The 19900-nt window shown below is 69.7% G+C and carries 23 protein-coding genes and 1 pseudogene; 14 read left to right on the forward strand and 10 right to left on the reverse strand.

The genetic code is table 11. From position 1 onward, the window contains the following. Window positions 1-16: 16 nt before the first annotated feature. The 6 genes from ABFY07_RS09265 (at window position 17) to ABFY07_RS09290 (ending at window position 7354) form a co-directional block, all read left to right on the forward strand. A complete protein-coding gene (locus tag ABFY07_RS09265) occupies window positions 17-1042 on the forward strand; it encodes a zinc-dependent alcohol dehydrogenase (protein ID WP_346174042.1) in 1026 nt (341 codons plus the stop codon). Between the two features lie 158 nt (window positions 1043-1200). Next, entirely contained in the window at window positions 1201-2199 is a 999-nt protein-coding gene (locus ABFY07_RS09270) for a hypothetical protein (protein ID WP_346173982.1), read from the forward strand. Window positions 2200-2235: 36 nt separating this feature from the next. Continuing rightward, window positions 2236-3342 carry a multiple monosaccharide ABC transporter substrate-binding protein gene (chvE, locus tag ABFY07_RS09275; RefSeq protein WP_346174043.1) on the forward strand — a complete coding sequence of 369 codons (1107 nt, stop codon included), beginning with the start codon at window positions 2236-2238 and terminating at the stop codon, window positions 3340-3342. 17 nt (window positions 3343-3359) lie between these two features. Next, a complete protein-coding gene (mmsA, locus tag ABFY07_RS09280) occupies window positions 3360-4922 on the forward strand; it encodes a multiple monosaccharide ABC transporter ATP-binding protein (protein WP_346173983.1) in 1563 nt (520 codons plus the stop codon). Then, window positions 4919-6151 (forward strand): multiple monosaccharide ABC transporter permease, encoded by a 1233-nt coding sequence (mmsB, locus tag ABFY07_RS09285; RefSeq protein WP_346173984.1) that lies wholly within the window; start codon window positions 4919-4921, stop codon window positions 6149-6151. The genes mmsA and mmsB overlap by 4 nt, the downstream gene beginning before the upstream one ends. A 42-nt stretch (window positions 6152-6193) precedes the next feature. After that, window positions 6194-7354 (forward strand): aldose epimerase family protein, encoded by a 1161-nt coding sequence (locus tag ABFY07_RS09290; RefSeq protein WP_346173985.1) that lies wholly within the window; start codon window positions 6194-6196, stop codon window positions 7352-7354. A gap of 80 nt (window positions 7355-7434) precedes the next feature. Here the strand turns inward: ABFY07_RS09290 and ABFY07_RS09295 are convergent, their stop codons facing one another. Together ABFY07_RS09295 and ABFY07_RS09300 are read right to left on the reverse strand one after the other, a co-directional pair. Next, window positions 7435-7644, reverse strand: coding sequence for a DUF397 domain-containing protein (locus tag ABFY07_RS09295; RefSeq protein WP_346173986.1), 210 nt, complete (start codon window positions 7642-7644; stop codon window positions 7435-7437). Further along, on the reverse strand, window positions 7641-8480 hold the full coding sequence (locus ABFY07_RS09300) for a helix-turn-helix domain-containing protein (RefSeq protein ID WP_346174044.1): 840 nt from the start codon (window positions 8478-8480) through the stop codon (window positions 7641-7643). The genes ABFY07_RS09295 and ABFY07_RS09300 overlap by 4 nt, the downstream gene beginning before the upstream one ends. A 93-nt stretch (window positions 8481-8573) precedes the next feature. Between ABFY07_RS09300 and ABFY07_RS09305 the strand changes: the two genes are divergently transcribed. From ABFY07_RS09305 to ABFY07_RS09315, 3 genes are all read left to right on the forward strand, one after another. Further along, complete coding sequence (locus ABFY07_RS09305) at window positions 8574-8726, forward strand: hypothetical protein (RefSeq protein WP_346173987.1); 153 nt, start codon at window positions 8574-8576, stop codon at window positions 8724-8726. Then, window positions 8723-8995, forward strand: coding sequence for a hypothetical protein (locus tag ABFY07_RS09310; protein WP_346173988.1), 273 nt, complete (start codon window positions 8723-8725; stop codon window positions 8993-8995). Before ABFY07_RS09305 ends, ABFY07_RS09310 begins: the two co-directional genes overlap by 4 nt. Before the next feature lie 94 nt (window positions 8996-9089). Then, on the forward strand, window positions 9090-9380 hold the full coding sequence (locus tag ABFY07_RS09315) for a hypothetical protein (RefSeq protein WP_346173989.1): 291 nt from the start codon (window positions 9090-9092) through the stop codon (window positions 9378-9380). Between the two features lie 3 nt (window positions 9381-9383). Here the strand turns inward: ABFY07_RS09315 and ABFY07_RS09320 are convergent, their stop codons facing one another. From ABFY07_RS09320 to ABFY07_RS09340, 5 genes and pseudogenes are all read right to left on the reverse strand, one after another. Then, window positions 9384-10211: an EI24 domain-containing protein gene (locus ABFY07_RS09320; RefSeq protein WP_346173990.1), complete on the reverse strand. Its 828-nt coding sequence runs from the start codon at window positions 10209-10211 to the stop codon at window positions 9384-9386. A gap of 106 nt (window positions 10212-10317) precedes the next feature. Then, window positions 10318-10467 (reverse strand): annotated as a pseudogene (locus tag ABFY07_RS09325) (pectate lyase family protein); the annotation flags it as partial. Window positions 10468-10589: 122 nt separating this feature from the next. Continuing rightward, on the reverse strand, window positions 10590-11213 hold the full coding sequence (locus tag ABFY07_RS09330; protein ID WP_346174045.1) for a Uma2 family endonuclease: 624 nt from the start codon (window positions 11211-11213) through the stop codon (window positions 10590-10592). Window positions 11214-11350: 137 nt separating this feature from the next. Further along, window positions 11351-12898, reverse strand: a complete 1548-nt coding sequence (arfA, locus tag ABFY07_RS09335; RefSeq protein WP_346173991.1) for an arabinosylfuranosidase ArfA — start codon at window positions 12896-12898, stop codon at window positions 11351-11353. 152 nt (window positions 12899-13050) lie between these two features. Continuing rightward, the gene (locus ABFY07_RS09340; protein ID WP_346173992.1) at window positions 13051-13563 is read right to left on the reverse strand and encodes a PadR family transcriptional regulator; all 513 of its coding nucleotides are present in this window, start codon (window positions 13561-13563) and stop codon (window positions 13051-13053) included. 112 nt (window positions 13564-13675) lie between these two features. Between ABFY07_RS09340 and ABFY07_RS09345 the strand changes: the two genes are divergently transcribed. Genes ABFY07_RS09345 through ABFY07_RS09355 form a run of 3 tightly spaced genes read left to right on the forward strand, consistent with a single transcriptional unit; the run spans window position 13676 to window position 16099 of the window. Continuing rightward, window positions 13676-14236 (forward strand): hypothetical protein, encoded by a 561-nt coding sequence (locus ABFY07_RS09345; RefSeq protein WP_346173993.1) that lies wholly within the window; start codon window positions 13676-13678, stop codon window positions 14234-14236. Then, window positions 14233-15552, forward strand: a complete 1320-nt coding sequence (locus tag ABFY07_RS09350) for a carotenoid oxygenase family protein (protein ID WP_346173994.1) — start codon at window positions 14233-14235, stop codon at window positions 15550-15552. The genes ABFY07_RS09345 and ABFY07_RS09350 overlap by 4 nt, the downstream gene beginning before the upstream one ends. A gap of 40 nt (window positions 15553-15592) precedes the next feature. Then, the gene (locus ABFY07_RS09355; protein ID WP_428836887.1) at window positions 15593-16099 is read left to right on the forward strand and encodes a DinB family protein; all 507 of its coding nucleotides are present in this window, start codon (window positions 15593-15595) and stop codon (window positions 16097-16099) included. A gap of 53 nt (window positions 16100-16152) precedes the next feature. On the opposite strand, the gene ABFY07_RS09360 is transcribed toward ABFY07_RS09355, so the two are convergent. Both ABFY07_RS09360 and ABFY07_RS09365 read right to left on the reverse strand, forming a co-directional pair. Then, window positions 16153-16587, reverse strand: a complete 435-nt coding sequence (locus ABFY07_RS09360; protein WP_346173995.1) for a hypothetical protein — start codon at window positions 16585-16587, stop codon at window positions 16153-16155. Between the two features lie 21 nt (window positions 16588-16608). Further along, window positions 16609-16857: a hypothetical protein gene (locus tag ABFY07_RS09365; protein WP_346173996.1), complete on the reverse strand. Its 249-nt coding sequence runs from the start codon at window positions 16855-16857 to the stop codon at window positions 16609-16611. 254 nt (window positions 16858-17111) lie between these two features. Here ABFY07_RS09365 and ABFY07_RS09370 point away from each other — a divergent pair, with 254 nt between their 5' ends. Then, window positions 17112-18098, forward strand: coding sequence for an AraC-like ligand-binding domain-containing protein (locus ABFY07_RS09370; RefSeq protein ID WP_428836888.1), 987 nt, complete (start codon window positions 17112-17114; stop codon window positions 18096-18098). A 128-nt stretch (window positions 18099-18226) separates the two neighbouring features. Next, window positions 18227-18739: a hypothetical protein gene (locus ABFY07_RS09375; protein ID WP_346173998.1), complete on the forward strand. Its 513-nt coding sequence runs from the start codon at window positions 18227-18229 to the stop codon at window positions 18737-18739. Between the two features lie 64 nt (window positions 18740-18803). On the opposite strand, the gene ABFY07_RS09380 is transcribed toward ABFY07_RS09375, so the two are convergent. Continuing rightward, window positions 18804-19799: a phage baseplate protein gene (locus ABFY07_RS09380; protein ID WP_346173999.1), complete on the reverse strand. Its 996-nt coding sequence runs from the start codon at window positions 19797-19799 to the stop codon at window positions 18804-18806. Between the last annotated feature and the right edge of the window lie 101 nt (window positions 19800-19900).

The following is a 19900-nucleotide window of genomic DNA, read 5'->3' on the forward strand; positions in this document are numbered from 1 at the left end:
AGCGGAGGTGAGCGGCATGGAAGAGGCCCTCGTACTCGACGGGCCGGGCAGCCACCGGCTGGCGGCCCGCGCCGTGGCCGACCCGGGCCCCGGGGAGGCGCGGGTGCGGGTGCACGCCTCCGGGATCTGCGGCAGCGACCGCGAGATCTACCAGGGCAACCGGCCCGAGGGGTACGTCCGCTACCCGGTGACCCCCGGCCACGAGTGGTCCGGCACGGTCGAGGCCGTCGGGGCCGGGGTGCCGGCCTCGCTGGCCGGCCGGAAGGTGGTCGGCGAGGGGTTCCGCAACTGCCAGGTGTGCGACGCCTGCCACGCCGGGGACACCACGCTGTGCGCCGCCGGCTACGAGGAGACCGGCTTCACCCAGCCGGGCGCCATGGCCGCCACGCTCACCCTGCCCGCCCGCCTGCTCCACCCGCTCGCCGACGACGCCGACCTCACCGCCGCCGCGCTGCTGGAGCCCGCCGCCTGCGTCGCGGCCGCCGCGCTCAAGGCGGACGCCCGGCCGGGGCAGCGGGTCGCGGTGGTCGGCACCGGCACCCTCGGCATGATCGCGGTGCAGTTCCTCGCCGCGGTCTCCCCGGCCGAGCTGCTGGTGGTCGGCGTCAGCCGGGACCGGGAACGGATGGCGCTGTCCTTCGGCGCGACCTCGTTCCACACCCGGGACGCCCTGCCCAAGGGCGCGGCCGGGACGTACGACGTCGTCATCGAGACCGCCGGCTCCGCTGCCGCGGCCCGGGAGTCCGCGGCGCTGCTGCGGCGCGGCGGGCGGCTGGTGCTCACCGGCATCCCGGCGCCGGGCGCGGACGGCCTGGACCCCACCGACCTGGTGGTGCGCCAGATCGAGGTGCGCACGGTCTTCGGGGCCCCGCCCGCCGCGTGGGCGCACGCGGTGCGGGTCTTCGACGCCGGGCTGCTGTCCCTGCTGCCGCTGGTCACCCACGAGCTGCCGCTCGCCGACTTCGGCGCCGCGATCGAGCTGGTCGGCGGCGCCGACCCGAAGGTCGGCAAGGTCCTGCTGCGCCCGGGGGGCACCTCCTAGCCGCGCGCCGGTACGGGTCGCCCTGACGCGATCCGTACCGGCGTGCACCCAATCTTCCGAATGTCGTCCGGGATTCCGGACACCGAACACCTCGAACGACCCCGAAACGTTCTCAGCCGGTGCTGCTCAGCACCACCCACCACTCCACAGGGAGCACCGTGACCGCCGCCTCAGCCACCACCCCCGGCCCCCGCCGCCCCGCCGCCTCGGCCCTCGCGCAGCTCGGCCACGCCGGGCCCGAGGCCGACCCCGCCGACGCCTCCCCGCACTCCTTCCCGGACGGCGGCACCTGGCGCACCGAGATCCCCTCCGTGGAAGGGCCCGAGGCGCTGGCCACCGTCTTCAAGGAGGCGAGCCGCCTGGAGGTGCCGATCCACCGGATCAGCCAGGGCAGCGGCGTGTGGATGCTCACCGACGCGGAGATCACCGAGATGGTGGAGTCCTGCGCTGAGCGCAACGCCGAGCTGTGCCTGTTCACCGGCCCGCGCGGCACCTGGGACATCGGCGCCGCCACCCGCACCGACTCCGGCGGCGGTGGCCTGCGCGCCCGCGGCCACGACGCGGTCGCCGGCTGTGTCGAGGACGCGCTGCGCGCCACCGCGCTGGGCGTGAAATGCCTGCTGGTCGCGGACGAGGGCGTGCTGTGGCTGCTGCACCAGCTGCGCGAGCGCGGCGACCTGCCGGCCGACACCACCTTCAAGCTGTCCGCCCTGGTCGGCCCGGTCAACCCGGCCTCGTTCGCGGTGTACGAGCAGCTCGGCGCCGACTCCATCAACATCCCCTCGGACCTGACGCTGGAGCACCTCACCGAGATCCGCCGGGTCTCCCGCGCCCCGATGGACTTCTACGTGGAGGCCCCCGACGACCTGGGCGGCTTCGTCCGCGTCTACGACGCGGCCGAGCTGATCCGGCGCGGCGCCCCCATCTACCTCAAGTTCGGGCTAAGCAAGTCCCCCGGCATCTACCCGTACGGCGCTCAGCTGCGCGACCTGGCCCTGAACAGCGCCCGTGAGCGGGTGCGCCGCGGACGGCTCGTGCTCGACATGCTCGCCCGGCTGGGCGCGGACGGCGGGATGTCCCCGCTGGGCTCTCGGCTGCCCGGCCCGCTGCGGCGCTTCGCCGTGAGCCAGGCACAGCCCGCTCCCCAAGAATCCTGAGCCACGGACGCACTAGGGAAGGACGACCCGATGATCATGCGTAAGGCCAGAGCGGTACGAGCGTTGGCGGCCCTCGCCGCCCTGCTCACGCTCTCGCTCACCGCCACCGCCTGCGGCCAGGAGGCGGTCGGCGGCAGCCGCTACAAAGGCGGCAACAGCAACACGATCGGCATCGCGATGCCGGTCAAGACCTCCGAGCGGTGGATCGCCGACGGCAAGAACATGGTCAAGCAGTTCCAGGCGGCGGGCTACAAGACGGACCTCCAGTACGGCGAGGACGACGTCCGCACCCAGGTGGCGCAGCTCGAGAACATGATCACCAAGCAGTACAAGCTGCTGGTGATCGCGCCCATCGACGGAACCGCCTTGACCGATGTGCTCCAGAGCGCCCATGACGCCAACATCCCGGTGATCTCCTACGACCGGCTGATCCTGGGTTCGAAGTACGTCGACTACTACGCGACCTTCGACAACTTCAAGGTCGGCGTGCTCCAGGCCTCGTACCTCGTCAAAAAGCTCGGACTGACCGAGGGCAAGAAGGGCCCGTTCAACATCGAGCTGTTCGCCGGTTCGTCGGACGACAACAACACCCGGTACTTCTTCAACGGCGCGATGAGCGTGCTCAAGCCGTACCTCGCCGACGGGCGGCTCGTCGTCCGCAGCGGCCAGACGAAGCTCAACCAGCTGTACACGGAGAAGTGGAGCGGTAAGGCCGCCCAGGACCGCATGGAGAACCTGCTCAACAAGGCGTACAGCAACGCTGACGTCAACGCCGTGCTCTCGCCGTACGACGGCATGTCCATGGGCATCCTGTCCGCGCTGCAGGGCGTCGGCTACGGCACGAAGTCCAAGCCCTACCCGTTCGTGTCCGGCCAGGACGCCGAGCTGCCCTCCATCAAGTCCATCATCCGCGGCGAGCAGACCCAGACCGTCTACAAGGACACCCGTAAGCTCGCCAAGGCCACCGTCCAGATGGCCACCGCGAAGCTGGACGGCGGCAAGCCCCAGGTCAACGACACCACGTCGTACAACAACGGCAAGAAGGTCGTGCCGGCCTATCTGCTCAACCCGGTCAGCATCGACAAGTCCAACACCCAGCTCCTCGTGAAAGAGGGCTACTACACCGCCGGCCAGCTGAAGTAGGGATGGAGGCCGGGAACATGAACCACATTCTCGAAATGCGCTCCATCACCAAGACCTTCCCCGGGGTCAAGGCGCTGTCCGACGTCAACCTCCGCATCCGCGAGGGCGAGATCCACGCCATCTGCGGGGAGAACGGCGCCGGGAAGTCGACCCTGATGAAGGTGCTCAGCGGGGTCTACGCGCATGGCACCTACGACGGGGAGATCCACTTCCAGGGGGAGGTGTGCGCGTTCAAGGACATCAAGGCCAGCGAGCAGCGCGGCATCGTCATCATCCACCAGGAACTGGCCCTGATCCCGTACCTGTCCATCGCCGAGAACATCTTCCTGGGCAACGAACACGCCAAGGGCGGCCTGATCAGCTGGAACGAGACCCTCAAGCACGCCAAGACGCTGCTCAAGCGGGTGGGGCTGACGGAGTCACCGCAGACGCGGGTCGCCGACATCGGGGTCGGCAAGCAGCAACTCGTGGAGATCGCCAAGGCGCTCTCCAAGGAGGTGAAGCTGCTCATCCTGGACGAGCCCACCGCGGCGCTCAACGACGAGGACAGCGGCAAACTCCTCGATCTGCTGCTGGAGTTCAAGGCCCAGGGCATCTCCTGCATCATCATCTCGCACAAGCTGAACGAGATCCGCAGGGTCGCCGACTCCGTCACCATCCTGCGCGACGGCCAGACCATCGAGACCATGGTCGTCCGCGAGACGCCGGAGTCACAGCCGCAGGTCTCCGAGGACCGCATCATCCGCGGGATGGTCGGCCGGGACCTCGACCACCGCTTCCCCGAGCGCACCCGGTACGAGGGCGACGACGCCTCCGAGGTGGCCATGGCCATCGAGGACTGGACCGTACGCCACCCCATCGACCAGCAGCGCAACGTCGTGGACGGGGTGTCGCTGAACGTGCGGCGCGGCGAGATCGTGGGCATCGCGGGCCTCATGGGCGCGGGCCGCACGGAGCTGGCGATGAGCGTCTTCGGGCGCGCCTACGGCCGGTACGTGGGCGGCCGCGTCTACCGCGACGGCAAGGAGGTCCGTACCCGCACCGTCCCCGAGGCGATCGAGCACGGCATCGCCTATGTCACCGAGGACCGCAAGCACTACGGGCTCAACCTCGAGGACACCATCGCCCGCAACATCACCCTCTCCTCGCTGGCCAAGGTGGCGCGCCGCGGCGTGGTCAACGAGCACGAGGAGTCGCGGGTGGCCGAGCGGTTCCGCAAGACGATGAACATCAAGGCCCCCACGGTCTTCGAGCACGTGGGCAAGCTCAGCGGCGGCAACCAGCAGAAGGTCGTCCTGAGCAAGTGGATCCACGTGGGCCCCGAGGTGCTGATCCTCGACGAGCCCACCCGTGGCATCGACGTCGGGGCCAAGTACGAGATCTACACGGTCATCAACGACCTGGCGGCCCAGGGCAAGGCCGTCGTCTTCATCTCCTCGGAGCTGGGCGAGTTGCTGGGGATGTGCGACCGGATCTACACGATGGCGGCTGGGCGGCTGACCGGGGAGGTCCCGCGTGCCGAGGCGACTCAGGAGGTACTGATGCGCCACATGACCAGGGACAGAGGAGACGAACGATGAGCACGGCGACCCAGGACGTCAAGAGCCCGGCCCCACCACCGGAGGGCGGTTCCCCGAACATCGGGGCGCTGCTGGTGCAGAGCCTGCGGGGCAATGTGCGCCAGTACGGGATGCTGGTGGCGCTCGCGCTGATCATCGTCATCTTCCAGATATGGTCCGACGACATCCTGCTGCGGCCGCTCAACGTCACCAACCTGGTTCAGCAGAACGGCTACATCCTGATTCTCGCGATCGGCATGATGATCGTGATCATCGCGGGTCATATCGATCTGTCGGTCGGATCGCTGGTCGCGTTCATCGGCGCCTTCGCGGGCGTGCTGATGGTCAACCACGATGTGCCCTGGCCACTCGCGGTCGTCCTCTGTCTGCTGGTCGGCGCGGTGGCCGGGGCGTGGCAGGGCTTCTGGATCGCCTACGTCGGGATCCCGTCCTTCATCGTCACCCTGGCCGGGATGCTGGTCTTCCGCGGCGGCACCCAGATCCTGCTGGACGGGCAGTCCCTGTCGCCCTTCCCGGAGGGCTTCCGGAAGATGAGCATCGGCTTCATCCCGGAGATGGGCCCGTACACGCAGTACCACAACCCCACCATGGTCATCGGCCTCGCGGTGTGCGCGGCGGCCGTCTGGCAGGAGTGGCGGAGCCGGCAGCAGCGTGCGGCGTACGAGCTGGACGTGATGCCGCTCAGCCTGTTCTACGCCAAGTGCGCCGCGATCGTGGCCGCGGTGATGGCCTTCGCCATGACCCTCGCGAGCTGGCACGGCGCGCCCGTGGGCCTGCTGATCCTGTGCGGCCTGCTGGCGATCTTCGCCTTCGTGATGCGCAACACCGTGGTCGGACGGCATGTGTACGCCCTGGGCGGCAACCAGCCCGCGGCCAAGCTGTCGGGTGTCCGGGACAAGCGCGTCACCTTCATGGTGTTCGTCAACATGGGCCTGCTGGCGGCGCTCGCCGGCCTCGTCTTCACCGCCCGACTGGGCTCCGCCACCCCCAGCGCGGGCCTCAACTTCGAGCTGGAGGCCATCGCCGCCGCGTTCATCGGCGGCGCCTCGGCCAGCGGCGGCGTCGGCACCGTGCTCGGCGCGATCATCGGTGGTCTGGTGCTCGGCGTGCTCAACAACGGCATGTCGCTGGTGGGCATCGGCACCGAGTACCAGCAGGTGATCAAGGGCCTGGTGCTGCTGGCGGCGGTGGGCTTCGACATCTGGAACAAGCGCAGGGTCGGTTCGTAAGTCCGTCTCCCACCACCCCCGATGGAACCGATGGAGCCGCACATGACCACGAGCAGACGCACACTGATGACGGCGGCAGCGGCCGCCGGGCTGGCGGCCACGGCCGTCGCCACCGGCACGGGCACGGCTTACGCGAAGGACGGCGGACGCGCGGTGAAGGAACACTTCGGCACGCTGGCGGACGGCACCCGGGTCGACCGCTGGACGATTCGGAACGGCCGCACCCGGCTGTCCGTCCTCAGCTACGGCGGCATCGTCCAGTCCCTGGAGATCCCCGACCGCCACGGCCGCCTCGCCAACGTCTCCCTGGGCTTCGCCGACCTCGACTCGTACGTCGCCGGCAGCCCGTACTTCGGCGCCCTGATCGGCCGCTACGGCAACCGCATCGCGAACGGCAGGTTCACCCTCGACGGCCACACCTACCAGCTCCCCGTCAACGACGGCCCCAACAGCCTCCACGGCGGCGACAAGGGCTTCGACAAGCGGGTGTGGTCCGTCGAGCCGTTCGAGCGCGCCGGCAACGTCGGCCTGACCCTGCGCCGGGTCAGCCCCGACGGCGAGATGGGCTACCCCGGCGAGCTCACCGTGCGCGTCGACTACACCCTCACGCCGACGGGTGACTTCCGCATCGACTACGAGGCCACCACCGACAAGGCCACCGTCGTCAACCTCACCAACCACACCTACTACAACCTGGGAGGGGAGGGCACCGGCTCCGTCTACGACCACCGGCTGGAGATCGCCGCCTCCCGCTACACCCCCGTCAACAAGACCCTCATCCCGACCGGCGAACTGCCCAAGGTGGCCGGCACCCCCTTCGACTTCCGTCGGCCGAAGGCCATCGGCCGGGACATCCGCGAGGCACACCAGCAGGTGCTCTACGGGCAGGGGTTCGACCACAACTTCGTCCTCGACAAGGGCATCACGAGCCGTCCCGAGCACATCGCGACGGTCAGCGAGCCGGAGTCCGGACGGGTGATGCGGATCGCCACGACCGAGCCGGGTGTGCAGTTCTACTCCGGCAACTTCCTGGTCGGCACCCTGGCGGGCACCTCGGGGAAGGTCTACCGCCAGGGCGACGGCTTCTGCCTGGAGACCCAGCACTTCCCCGACTCCCCGAACCAGCCGGACTTCCCGTCCACGGTGCTGCGGCCGGGGCAGACCTACCGGTCGACGACAGTGCACTCGTTCTCGACGCGCTGAGTTCGGCCTTCATCTCCCTCCTGCCCCGCGCGACGGCTTCGCAGCGCGGGGCAGGAGGGAGTTCGCGCGTTGCTTCGTGGTCAGGCGGCGGAGAACTCCCCGCCCTTCACGGCGGCGACGAACGACGACCAGGCGGACGACTCGAAGACGAGCGCCGGGCCGTGCGGCTCCTTGCTGTCACGGACGGGGACTATGCCGCGCGAGGCGACGAGATTGGCGGCGACCTCGACGCAGTCGCCGCCGTTGTTGCTGTAGGAAGACTTGAACCAGCGGGGGGAATCGGTCGTCACGAGATGCCCTTTCGTACCTGCTCGATCATGGCCACAGACTCCGCCTGCGAGCAGGCTTCAGCCTGTAGTTGATGGTAGGCCGTCAGCATGGGCGCCACGGACGTACTTTCTCGGTCCAGGTTTCCTTGAGCCTGCGACTCGGCGTAACACATCACGGACCGGTCCGGCAGCGTCAACAGGTTGACGGGCAGATCGAACGTCCGGCGCTCCCCTATCTCGTACGGCGCCACCTGGAGCAGCGTGTTCGGCAAAGTGGCGAACTCGACCAGATGGGCCAACTGGGCGTCCATGACCTCGGCCCCGCCGACGGGCCGACGGATACAGCTCTCGTCCATGGTGACGAACAGCATGGGTGGCCGGGGACGCACCAGCGCCGCCTGTCGCTCCGCCAGGAACGAGACACGTTCATCCGCCTGCTCGGGTGTGATGGCGCCCCGCCGCACGGCGCTGTCGGCCAACACTCGTGCGTACTCCGGCGTCTGCAACAAGCCGGGGATGATCCCAATGTTGTAGAGGCGGATCTCCACTGCCTGGGCCTCGTACCCGACGTACTCCGGGAAGCCCTCCAGCAGACTGCCGTTCCGAAGCTCCCCCCACGCGCGTTCAAACGAGTCCGAGGTCCCGGTGAGCCCGAGGGCCGTGTCCGCGCACCGCGAGAACCGGCGCGTTGGCGGTTTGCAGCCTGTTTCGACCGCCGAAACATGCCTCCCCGAGTAGCCCATCCGCTCACCCAACTGGTCCTGAGTCCAGTCGCGTGCTTCCCGCTTGCTGCGTAAACGCGCACCGTAGGCCGCTTGGGGGGAGGCGTCCGGGTTCAACTCCTTCAGGTTTACCAATGTGTCCTCCGTGCCTGGAACGTTGAAGACACCCCGCCTGTAGACCACGCTGGGCGCTCCCAGTAGTGGAAACACTACGGAGAGGAGTGATCGATGGCAGGCGAAACCACAAATCCGCCAGGACAGGCCGACGAACAACAGGGGCCGCAGGGCAACGACGAACGGCCGACCCTGGAGGAACTGCGGCAGCAGTCGGTGGCCCTGGGCGAACAGATCGCTCAGCATCTGGCGCGGGGAGCGAAGTGAAGCGCGCGGACTGGACCACCATCCTGCCCCGTCTCGCGGTCGGCATGGTGGTCTACGACCGGCACTACGACATGCCTGCGACCATCGCCGACTTCGACGGCCCCATGGTCTGCCTCACCCGCCCCACCGGGCTCGAATGGCGAACGCACTGTGCGTCGGTGCGCCCCGCTACGCAGTACGAGCGGCGGCAGCTACGCGCCATCGCCAAGCTTCACGCCCAGCGCCAACGAGGCATGGCCGGGACCGGCCAAGATCGCCATTTGTGGTGAGTATGAGACGACGACACGCCGTGGCGTCGGCGTGTCGTCGTCTCATACTCACCACAAAGTCATGACGCAGAGCCCTTCGCCGGAGTGAGCCCCCATGGCAGACGGCCCCTGGCACGCCGAATGGACGTTCATCAGCACATCCGGCGTCACCACAGGAAAAGCCGACCGCACACGGTATTTCGAGATCCGCACCGCCATCTTCAATGCGGCCTCCGCATCGCTACGGGACCTGGCCCTCGAGGAAACCGCCGAGCGGGACGAGCCCTGGAAACTCCTCGTCGCAGTCCTGTACTCCGAGGCGATGCTGTCGGCTGATGAAGTCGGCGAATGGCGGTACGCGAGTCCGGATGGCTGGGCGAACGTGACGGTTCGCTTCGCCCCGTAGCCGCTACGACTGCGCCCCGGAATAAGGCGCCGCGGGGTGGCCCGGCTGCGTGCGGTCGTCGTCCCCGGTTCCGTCGTCGTCGTCCTGGCGCGCCTGCTCCCCCATCAGGTCCCGCACGAACAGCGTGGCGCCCGCCACCGCCCCCGGCATCAGGAACACCGCCACCAGCGGCAGCAGGAAGGCCAGCGCCAGCGGGACGCCGAAGCCGAGGGTGAACATCCGGCGGCCCTTCAGCAGCCGGCGCCTCTCCTTGAGGAGCACCCCGCGCCGCAGCAGCGCGATCGACGTGAGCTCCTCGGCCAGGAAGAAGCCCGTGACGCAGAAGGCGAGCACCGGGATCACCGTCTGGCCGACCACCGGCACGAAGCCGAGGGCGAAGAACAGCGCGCCCCAGATCGCCGCCCGTATCACCAGCGCGATGGCCTCCCGCAGGCCGATCCACAGCTCGCGCCACAGCGGCAGGCCGGACTCGGGGGCGGTGCCGCCCTCGGTGATGTCGACCTGCTCGGAGAGGGATTCGTAGAAGGGCTGGCCGACCAGCAGCGTGACCGCGGTGAAGGTGAGGATGGCGAGGAAGAGGCACACACCGACGAAGAGGACGGCGAGCGCGCCCCGGAAGACGTCGAGCCACGGCGAGGGCCAGCCGTCGGCGAAGGGGGTGGCCCACCCGATGAGGTCGTCGGTCCAGAAGAACAGCGCGACCAGTGCCGCCGCGTACCCGACGAGGGTGATGAGCGCGGGAATCATCCCGAACCCCCACCACCGTCCGTGCCGGGCGACCCAGCGCTGCCCCTTCACCAGATAGCCGAACCCGGCCGCAAGATCACGCATGGGGCCGTAGCTTAGTGGGCCGGGTTGTACCCCTGTTGAAGAGCGTACGGCGCGCGGGGAGCACCGCCCCACCGGAGTCGGCTCCGGTGGGGCGGTGCGGTCGGGTTTCGTAGAAGTGCCCGGTGCCGAACCGCAGGCTCGGGATCCGCGAGTAGACGTTGCTGAACCAGTTGTGGTGGTACGTCACCTTCAGATGGCCGGTGTCCTCACTGGCGTTGTTGTCGCCGTGTCCGACCAGGCTGGCCTTGTCGCCGTCCGCCGGCTACCGGGGCAACCTCACGGTCGGCGTGAACCGGAACGCCTGACCGGCCCCTCCAGCGGGTACGGCAGCGCGGTGACCGCGTGTGCCTGGCCCCGGCGGGGTCAGGCACACGCGTCTTACGATTCGCTCTCGTCTTCGGGAGCCGCGAAGGACGCGGTGTCGAGCTCACAGTCGAACGGAGCGGGAATGTGCACCTTCTCACCGAACGGAACGGTGAGGTGGGAGACATAGCCCCTCGAGGACGGTGTCCAGAAGACGGTCGTCGTCTCGTTCTGCATGTCGAGCAGCAGGTACACGGGCACGCCGCTCTTGCCGTAGACCTCTGCCTTGTCGCTCAGGTCGTTGGCGCGGGTCGCGATGGACGTGAGCTCGGCGACGAGCGAGAGAGCTTCCCCTTCGATGTAGCGGGACCTCGTCCGAAAGGCCGAGGCATCGGCTACGTAGACGTCCGGCCCATAGGCACGCTCCGATGCGGGAAACGTGAAGAGGTACGGAGTGCTCGCGGCCTTGTGCCCTTCCGGTGCGAAGGGCTGCAGGTGCTCGCAGATCGCCCAGATGATCGGCGCGTAGTACCCCTGAGACCACGGCGACACGACGATGCTCCCCCTGATGATTTCCGCCCGGTAGCCATCGGGCACGTGCAACTCGGGCAGCAGCCGACACAGCTCCTCGAAGGACCCTGCCTTCGATGCCTCTCCTCCGCTCGATGCCTTCATCGTCTCCGTGGGGCGATCGATCATGATGGTCACCGCATGCCTCCTGCCGAGGGCTGATCCTGCCACTCAGCGTAGTTGTCCGGACTGACATTCCCCCACCGAATCACCCGTTCCGGTGAAGGGCCCACTCCGGCTCCGCCATCGTCTGCGCCCCGGCCCGCTCACCCCAGCCGGATGACGTTCCAGGACATCGGCTCCAGCGTGGCCCGCAGCAGCCCGCCGTCCAGCTCCGTGCCGGTCGCGGCGTGCGGGGCGACGCGCTCGGGCTCGGCCAGGGTGTTGCGGGCCTCGGGGTCGGCGTCGGCGAGGACGCTGTGCTCGACGACGCGGGCCACGGACAGGCCGCGCAGGTCCACCTCCAGGGGCAGCGGGGCCGTCTGGGCGCGGTTGACGGCGAAGATGGTGACCTCGCCGGTCTCCTCGTCCGCGACGGCGGTGGCGTGCAGCAGCGGCACCTCGCCGTACTTGGCCGTCTCATACGTCGGGCTGTCCACGTTGACCTGGAGGACCCGTCCGCGCCCGTGCCGCGAGGCCTGCGCGAAGGGGAAGAAGGTGGTCTGCTTCCAGGCCGGGCCGCCCGGCTCGGTCATGATCGGCGCGATGACGTTGACGAGTTGGGCGAGGCAGGCGACGGTGACCCGGTCGGCGTGGCGCAGCAGCGCGATGAGCAGCGAGCCGAAGACGACGGCGTCGGTGACGGAGTAGTTGTCCTCCAGGAGCCGGGGGGCCTCCTCCCAGTTGGGCGGCTCGGCGTCCTGGAAGCGGGTCAGGTACCAGACGTTCCACTCGTCGAAGGAGAGGTTGATCTTCTTCTTGGACTTCAGCCGGGCGCCCACGTGGTCGCAGGTGGCGACCACGTTCTCGATGAAGGACTCCATGTCGACGGCCGAGGCGAGGAAGGAGTCGCGGTCGCCGTCGAGTTCTTCGTAGTAGGCGTGCAGGGAGATGTAGTCGACCAGGTCGTAGGTCTCCCGCAGGACGGTGGCCTCCCACTCCGCGAAGGTCGGCATGGCCTGCGAGGAGCTGCCGCAGGCCACCAGCTCCACGTCCGGGTCGATCTGCCGCATCGCGCGGGCGGTCTCGGCGGCCAGCCGCCCGTACTCCTCGGCCGTCTTGTGGCCGGTCTGCCAGGGCCCGTCCATCTCGTTGCCCAGGCACCACAGCCGGATGCCGTACGGGTCCTTGTCGCCGTGTGCCACGCGCAGGTCGGACAGGGCGGTGTCGGAGGGGTGGTTGGCGTACTCCTGGAGTTCCAGCGCCTCGGCCACCCCGCGCGTGCCGAGGTTGAGCGCCATCATCGGCTCTCCGCCGACCTTGCGGAGGAAGTCGATGTACTCGGCGAGCCCGAACCGGTTGGTCTCGGTCGACCGCCAGGCCAGGTCCAGGCGGCGCGGGCGCTCCTCGACGGGCCCGACGCCGTCCTCCCACTTGTAGCCGGAGACGAAGTTGCCGCCCGGGTAGCGGATGACGGTGACGCCGAGCTCGCGGATCAGCTCCAGGACGTCGGTGCGCAGGCCGGCCTCGTCGGCGCTGGGATGACCGGGTTCGTAAACGCCGGTGTAGACGCAGCGGCCGAGGTGCTCGACGAACGACCCGAACACGCGGGGGTCGACGTCCCCCACGGCGAAGGCAGGGTCGATGGCGAAGCGGGCCGGACGGGCGGGAGCGGGGGTGTCGGCGGGGGTGGTGCTGGGGGGCGTCGGCTGCATGGCGGCGTCTCTCTCCTGCGCTGGCGCGCGTCACAGTGTCCGAAATCTCGGATGTCGATCGCGACTTCGAACGAGACCGTAAGATCTAGCCTCCCGCGCGTCAACGCCTCGCGCACCGCGACCCCGGCGGGTCCGCCGAGGCGGACCGGTCCCTACGTGATCTGTTCGGCGGCCCACTCGGCCCATTCGCGGCGCATCGCGTTGAACCGCAGGCCGTACTCCAGGGCGATCCGGCCGTAGACCGAGAGGTCGTCGTCGCCCCAGTCGATGGACTCCGCCAGCCGGCTCAGGTCCTCGTGGCCCTGCTCGGACATCTCGGCCAGCCCGGTCAGGTAGGCGCGCGCCTGCTCGGGTTTCAGCACCCCAAGGAAGAACACCCGCAGCAGGATGTCGCTGCGGGTGTTCCGCTGCGGCTTGGTCTCCGTCAGCCAGTGGCGCAACTCGGCCAGCCCGGCGTCGGCGATGGCGTACTCCTTGCGGCCGCGCGGGCCCTCGGCGGCCACCGTGATCAGGCCGCCGCCCGCGAGTTTGGTCAGCTCCGTGTAGATCTGGCTCTGGGTCGCCGGCCAGACGGTGGCCAGCGAGGTCTCGAACCGCTTGAGCAGGTCGTATCCGCTGGCGGGGCGCTCCGCGAGCAGGCCGAGCAGCGCGTGTCGAAGGCTCATGCGCTCCAGCTTACCTTCCACAATTGACATGTCGCGGCTCGACCTTCTACTTTTGACATGTCAGAAGCGACACCTTGCTTCAGAACCTCAGAAGCTCAGAACGGGGAGACCAATGACCTACCTGCGCACGTTCCTGCCGTGGATCGTCTTCGCCGCGCTGCCCTCCGGGAGCTGGCAGTGGGGCGCGTCGGCCGCGCTGGTGGTCGCGGTGGCGCTGATCGCCGGACAGGTACGGGCCGGAGTCGGGCTCGACGCGCTGATCATCGAGCTGGGCTCGGCGGTCTTCTTCGCCGTCCTGGCCGTCGTCGCCTTCGCCGATCACGACTCGGGGGTGCATGACTACTCGGCGGCGCTCTCCTCGGGCACCCTCGCGGTCATCGCCGGGGTCTCGCTGGCCATCGGCAAGCCGTTCACGCTGGGCATCGCCAAGCGCACCACCCCGCGCGAGGTCTGGGGCCTGAGGCCGTTCGTCCGCACCAACGTCGTCATCACCGCCGCATGGACCGCGGCCTTCGCCCTGACCGCCCTCGCACTCGCCTTCGAGGCGCAGTCCGGACACGGCCACTCGACCCCCGCCACGCTCGTGCAGGTCGCCGGCTTCGCCGTCCCGATGGTCTTCACCGTCCGCTACGTCGCCCATGTCCAGGCCCGCGCCGGGCAGTCGGCCCGATGACCCCGCGGCACCTCGCCGGGAACTACGCCCCGGTCTCCGAGGAACTCACCGCCCACGACCTGCCGGTGACCGGCACGATCCCGCCCGAGCTGACCGGCTGGTACCTGCGCAACGGGCCCAACCCGGCCGACGCCGCCTCCGGACATTGGTTCTTCGGCGACGGAATGATCCACGGGCTGCGGCTCGAGGCCGGGCGGGCCGTCTCCTACCGCAACCGCTGGGTGCGCACCCGCAGCCTCACCGACGGGGCGCGGATCCACGACGAGCGGGGCCACCGCGACCTGGCCGCCGGCCCGGCCAACACCCACGTCGTCCGGCACGCCGGCCGCACGCTGGCCCTGGCCGAGACGACCCTGCCCTACGAGCTGACCCCCGACCTGGACACCAAGGGCCCCTACGACTTCGGCGGCAGGCTGCACACCGCCATGACCGCCCACCCCAAGACCTGCCCGGCCACCGGCGAGCTGCACTTCTTCGGCTACGGGATGCTCGAACCCACCCACCTCACCTACCACCGGGCCGACGCCTCCGGCGAACTGGTCGTCAGCAGGGCCGTCGAGGTGCCAGGACCGACCATGCTGCACGACTTCTGCCTGACCGCCGGACACGTCGTCTTCATGGACCTGCCCGTCGTCTTCGACCCCGACCTCGCCCTGGCGGGCCGCACCATGCCCTACCGCTGGGACGACGGATACGGCGCCCGGCTGGGCGTGCTGCGCCGCGACGACCCGCAAGGCGAGGTGCGGTGGTTCGCCATCGACCCGTGTTACGTCTTCCACTCCCTCAACGCCTACGACGCGCCGGACGGCACCCTCGTGATGCATGTGATGCGCTACCCGGAGATCTGGCGGCGGACCGACCACGGCGTCACCCCGCCCCGGGACGCGGTCCTGTGGAAGTGGACGATCGACCCGGCGGCCGGGACGGTCCGCGAGGAGCAGTGCGACGACCGGCCGGGCGAGTTCCCCCGGATCGACGACCGGCTGACCGGGCTCGCCTCCGCCCACGGGCATCTGACCTGCGAGCGCTCACTGGTCCGTTACGACCTGGCCACCGGGGCCACGACCGCCTACGACTTCGGTCCCGGCCGCACCCCCGGCGAGGCCGCCTTCGCCCCCGCCGACGAGGTGGCCGGCGGCCCCGGCTGGCTCATGACGTACGTCCACGACGCCGCCACCGACCGCAGCGACCTGGTCGTCCTGGACGCGGACGACCTCGCCGCCGGGCCCGTCGCCACGGTCCATCTGCCGGCCCGGGTGCCGTTCGGCTTCCACGGCAACTGGATCGACGACCGCCACCGGCCCCGGACTCCGTGATTCACTGACCCCGGCCGAAGAGCACTGAAAGGGAGCCACCGTGACCACCGAACGCCCCCGCATAGCCATGATCGCGGACGAGCGCGAGACGCTGCGCGGCTTCCTCGAGTTCCACCGGGCGACGCTCGCGATGAAGTGCGACGGGCTCTCTGACGAAGACCTGCGGCGGCAGTCGATGCCGCCCTCGACGCTCTCGCTGCTGGGGCTGGTCCGGCACATGGCCGAGGTGGAGCGCAACTGGTTCCGCCGGGTGATGGGCGGCGAGGACATCCCGCTGGTGTGGTCGGACTCGTTCGACTTCCAGGCGGCCTACGACGCGCGGGAGGCCACGCGGGCGGAGGCGTTCGCGGCCTGGGAGGCGGAGATGGCACACGCGCGGCGGATCGAGGCGGAGGCGGAGTCGCTCGATGTGACGGCGCACGCCGCGCGATGGGGCACGGACGTGTCGCTGCGCACGGTGATGCAGCACGTGATCCTCGAATACGGGCGGCACAACGGCCACGCCGACCTGCTCCGCGAGGGCATCGACGGGACCGTCGGGACCTGACGCGGCGGGGCTCCTCCGGACGAGGAGCCCCGTCCCCGGGTCCTTCGGGTCCTTCAGCCGCGTTCCAGGCCCGCTTCGCGCGGCACCAGCCGGAGTTCGACCTCGCGCTCCTGGTCGCCCGGGACCTTGCCCCGGTCCTCGATCACGAAGGCGCGCGCCAGGACCTCGCGGATCTGCTCGACCTGGCACGGGCAGCCCTGCAGGTCGGCCGTGACGGGTGCGGTCAGGGCGGTGGGCTCGGGCTCCGTACGGGTCGGGGTCACCTCGAAGGTCGAGGTCCACACCACCGGGTGTTCCTCGAGCGGGTGCTGCGGCAGGCCGGCGTACGCGTCGTCGGAGCGGTAGCACCCGTGCAGCACAGTGAAGACCGTGTCGGCGTCGTCCCGCGAGATTCCGCTGAGGGTCACCAGAACGTGCTCGGCATGCCCTTCCACATTGGCCATGGTGGACACCTTCTTCGCTGCTGAGCGATAGTCCTTGTCTTTCATGTTCGCAGCTTTCGCGCGCTTTCACCCGGATGGTTCGTCCGGAATCGGATGGTCCGGGCGCGTGCCCCCGGGCTGCGGGCTGCCCCGCCGCCCGGTGCCGGACTCGTCCAGGTCGGGCACGTCGTCGTCGCGGTCGTCCGGGCCTTCATAGGTGGAGCCGGAGCGGTCCACGTCCAGGGGGTCGGGGCCCTCGTGCACCTGCTGGTCGGGCATGTCCCTGGGTATGGCGTGGAGGTGATCTCCGGGCGCTTCCAGTCGTCGGTCGGTCACGGACGGTTCCCTTCGTCGGCGAACGGTCGGTGGACGGACCCCTCAGGTACCCCGAGCGCCCGGCCCTACGCCATCAGGCCACCCCCGGGCCGCCCCCGACCACCCCAGGCCGCACAGCAGGCCTGCCAGCCGCCCCGGCCGGGCCCGAACCTCGGCACAAGGGGCGATATCGCGCCATGCTTGCCCCTTTCCCCATCGAGCGTTTACCGATCTTTTACCTTTGGCATTCAGATCTCGTGGTCGACGGGGGAGCAATGATCGAAACGGTGTTCAGGACCGATGCCGTGCCGGTGGCGGATCGGTTCGATCTGTGGCGGGAGGTCCTGACCAAGACGAAGGCGGCGGCGCCCGCGGAGATCAGCAGTGACCATGCCGATGACTACTGGGCGGAGATACGCCTCATGCGGCTCGGCGCCGCGCGCGTGTGGCCCGCGGGCATGCGGCCCATGCGCATGTGCCGGACCCCGAGGATGATCCGGCAGTGCGATCCGGAGGTCTACCACCTCACCTACGCGCTCCGGGGCACCAAAGGGATCGTCCAGGCCGGCCGGGAGGGCACCCTCACCCCCCAGGAGATGCACATCGTGGACTCGTCGCGGCCCTACGAGGTCCATGTACTGGCTCCCGGGCGCGCCAGGGCGGTGGGGCTCGAGATCCCCAAGAGGCTCCTGCCGCTGCCCCTCGACCGGGTGGACCGGCTGCTCACCCGGCGGCTGTCGGGGCGGGACGGAGTCGGTGCCCTGCTGGCCGGGTTCCTCACCCGGCTCACCGAGGACACCGGCTCCTACGGCCCGGCCGACGGCCCCCGCCTGGAGACGGTCCTGGTCGACCTGGTGACCGCGGTGCTGGCCCACCACCTGGACCACGAAGCCGCCCTCCCGCCGGAGACGCGCCAGCGCAATCTGGCGCTGCGCGTCCAGGCCTTCATCCGGCAGCACCTGGGCGATCCCGAGCTGACGCCGAGCGCGGTGGCCGCCGCGCACCACATCTCCGTCAGCTATCTGCACCGGCTCTTCCGGACCCAGGACACCACGGTCGCCGCGTGGATCCGCCGCCAGCGCCTGGAGCGTGCCCGCCGCGAGCTGGCGGACCCCGCGCAGCGCGCCGTCCCCGTCCACCGGATAGCCGCCCGTTGGGGATTCCCCCACCACGCCGCCTTCACCCGCGCCTTCCGCGCCACATACGGGCTTCCGCCCAGCGACTACCGACACGAGACGCTGGGCGCGAGCCCGGCCCGCTGAGTATTCGCCCCTCATTGAGGAGACGCGCCGTCAAGCACCGTCCACGCTTCGTCAAGGACTCGTCGGTGGATCTCCCACACCCTGGAATCGAAGCATTCGCGCTTCTTCCCACCAGGAGGAGTACTCACGTGACCAGAGCTCTTCGCAAGGCCATGCGCCTCGCGCCCGCTGTGGCGGTCGCAGCCCTCGTGTTACCGGCCTCGGCGGCAGCCGACTCGTCCGGTCCGCGCCTGGCGTCGCCGTCGACGTTCGGCCCGGCCGCGGAACAGCGCCCCATCGCGGTGACGGCCGGGTCCGCGCCCTCGGCCGCGGCCGACGTTCCCCCCAGTTGGGACCTGATGTTCACCACCGGGTTCGACTACCTGGGCTCAAAGGTCTGGAGAAGCAAGGACGCCGCCCTGTCGCACGGTGGCGAGTTCCACGCGTGCATCAAGACCTCCTACGCCGGCGACGCCCGATACGCCCTCTTCGAATACGACGCGGAGAACGGCGACGAGCAGGTCGGGAGTACGCGCACCCAGACGGCGGGCGGGTGCGAGACCTGGGACGTCGACGCGTATGTCGACGGCGACAACAACCGGGCCGAGCTGTACATCGTCACCAACGATCCCGGCACCAAGACGGTGACGTACTACGACTGACGGTCCGAGCCGGGCCCGCTGGGAACCCCCGGCGGGCCCGGCTCGGAGGAGTTCCTCGCGGAACTCAGACGAGCACGTTCTTGTAGAAGAGGTTGCTGCGGCGGTCGCCCGCCTCACCGGAGGCGAAGCCGAGGAAGAGCCGGACCTCCCCCGCCGCCGTCCGGTACACCCCCATGCCCTCCGGTTCGCGGTAGGTCAGTGTCGAGCCCGCCCCGGTGAAGGCCCGCTGGGTCAGCGCGCCCGTGTTGACGTTGACGCTGGAGGTGTAGGCGTTGCCGGGGGACGGGTTGGTGTCGCTGTAGGCGGTTCCGGTCAGCTGGTAGACGTAGGAGCCGTAGAGCGCGTAGCCCTGGAAGACGGCGGGGTCGCTGGGCTGGGCGAAGTCCGCGAGCCGGTTGGTGTAGTTGCCGGCCGCGACCTCGTTCACGTTGAAGATCGCGTACCGCCTGCTGCCCGCGGTGTTCAGATAGCGGATGGCCATCCGGTTGTTCACCGGGTCGATCGCGCAGGTGGTCTCCGTCGCGTCGGAGACGGGCGAGTGCTTGGTCAGGGCGGAGGAGGTGTTGGAGAGGGTGGCCCCGCTGTTCCAGCGGAAGCGGGCCAGCCGTCTGCCGCGGGCGCCGCTGTTGACGTCCACCTCGGTCCACAGATAGGTGTCGGACCCCACGGCCTGCGCGCCGATGGACACGCCGTGGCCGAAGCCCAGCAGATACATGTAGCCGAGCTGATTGCCGGAGAAGTCCAGCTGGGTGATGCACAGGTCGCCGCTGTCGTCCGGGGAGCCGTCCTTGAGCTGGGCCACGAAGAGGCGCCGGTTGACGTTGTCGAAGGTGAAGGACTGCTGGACTCTCGCGTTGTGCAGGCGCGCGTGGCGGAACAGGTCGTACGAGGGCTGGGTCAGGTCGAAGCGCTTGGACGCCGGCACGGCCGTGGGGGCGGCCTCGCCGGCGCGGGCGGTCGCGCCGGCCGCCCCGGCCACCGGTCCGAGCGCGGCTCCCGCCGCGGCTCCTCCGCCGAGTTTCAGCAGCCGGCGCCGGTTCCAGGTGCGGTCTCGCGTCATGATCTCCGCTTTCTCTCGGGGAGGGTGGGTCCGCGGCGCCCCCGCCCCCGGCCGGCGTCGCCGGTGCGGGCGCGGGCGGGAGCGGGGGCGGGGGCGCTACG

It is taken from the genome of Streptomyces sparsogenes subsp. cuspidosporus, assembly GCF_039532705.1.
GTDB lineage: Bacteria > Actinomycetota > Actinomycetes > Streptomycetales > Streptomycetaceae > Streptomyces > Streptomyces sparsogenes.

Bases quoted from the DNA above. Each gene is read 5' to 3' on its own strand.
- ABFY07_RS09265 (WP_346174042.1), top strand. From the start codon at position 17: ATGGAAGAGGCCCTCGTACTCGACGGGCCGGGCAGCCACCGGCTGGCG.
- chvE (WP_346174043.1), top strand. From the start codon at position 2,236: ATGCGTAAGGCCAGAGCGGTACGAGCGTTGGCGGCCCTCGCCGCCCTG.
- mmsA (WP_346173983.1), top strand. From the start codon at position 3,360: ATGAACCACATTCTCGAAATGCGCTCCATCACCAAGACCTTCCCCGGG.
- mmsB (WP_346173984.1), top strand. From the start codon at position 4,919: ATGAGCACGGCGACCCAGGACGTCAAGAGCCCGGCCCCACCACCGGAG.
- ABFY07_RS09290 (WP_346173985.1), top strand. From the start codon at position 6,194: ATGACCACGAGCAGACGCACACTGATGACGGCGGCAGCGGCCGCCGGG.
- ABFY07_RS09305 (WP_346173987.1), top strand. From the start codon at position 8,574: ATGGCAGGCGAAACCACAAATCCGCCAGGACAGGCCGACGAACAACAG.
- ABFY07_RS09315 (WP_346173989.1), top strand. From the start codon at position 9,090: ATGGCAGACGGCCCCTGGCACGCCGAATGGACGTTCATCAGCACATCC.
- ABFY07_RS09320 (WP_346173990.1), bottom strand. From the start codon at position 10,211: ATGCGTGATCTTGCGGCCGGGTTCGGCTATCTGGTGAAGGGGCAGCGC.
- ABFY07_RS09330 (WP_346174045.1), bottom strand. From the start codon at position 11,213: ATGATCGATCGCCCCACGGAGACGATGAAGGCATCGAGCGGAGGAGAG.
- arfA (WP_346173991.1), bottom strand. From the start codon at position 12,898: ATGCAGCCGACGCCCCCCAGCACCACCCCCGCCGACACCCCCGCTCCC.
- ABFY07_RS09340 (WP_346173992.1), bottom strand. From the start codon at position 13,563: ATGAGCCTTCGACACGCGCTGCTCGGCCTGCTCGCGGAGCGCCCCGCC.
- ABFY07_RS09345 (WP_346173993.1), top strand. From the start codon at position 13,676: ATGACCTACCTGCGCACGTTCCTGCCGTGGATCGTCTTCGCCGCGCTG.
- ABFY07_RS09350 (WP_346173994.1), top strand. From the start codon at position 14,233: ATGACCCCGCGGCACCTCGCCGGGAACTACGCCCCGGTCTCCGAGGAA.
- ABFY07_RS09360 (WP_346173995.1), bottom strand. From the start codon at position 16,587: ATGAAAGACAAGGACTATCGCTCAGCAGCGAAGAAGGTGTCCACCATG.
- ABFY07_RS09370 (WP_428836888.1), top strand. From the start codon at position 17,112: ATGATCGAAACGGTGTTCAGGACCGATGCCGTGCCGGTGGCGGATCGG.
- ABFY07_RS09380 (WP_346173999.1), bottom strand. From the start codon at position 19,799: ATGACGCGAGACCGCACCTGGAACCGGCGCCGGCTGCTGAAACTCGGC.